Source organism: Halomonas sp. SIMBA_159 (genome assembly GCF_046536035.1).
In the GTDB taxonomy this organism is placed as follows: Bacteria; Pseudomonadota; Gammaproteobacteria; order Pseudomonadales; family Halomonadaceae; genus Vreelandella; species Vreelandella venusta_A.
In genome coordinates, this window is the sequence record NZ_JAWJBT010001410.1 from 1 (window position 1) to 242 (window position 242).

Sequence of the window (242 nt, forward strand, 5' to 3'; positions counted from 1 at the left end):
GCAACAACAAGCCACAATTGTTCAAAATCTTGCTGAAACCATACAAAAAATGGATCAACGCTTACAAGAGCATTCTGAGATGCTTTATAACTTTACCAGTCAACTTTCTACCTTAGCTCTAGAAATGAATAGCCATCAGGAAACCTATCAAAAACAAGTAAAGACGTTTGAAGATCAACTGACCGCTCACACCCATCAAATTGTGAGTTTATCCGAACAATTGGGAGAAACCCGGGCGAAAT

At 38.8% G+C, this 242-nt stretch carries 1 protein-coding gene; it reads left to right on the plus strand.

The annotated features are described in order from the left end of the window. Positions 1–242 (plus strand): hypothetical protein (locus R0J87_RS23890; protein ID WP_498889513.1); only part of this gene is annotated, 242 nt, incomplete at both ends.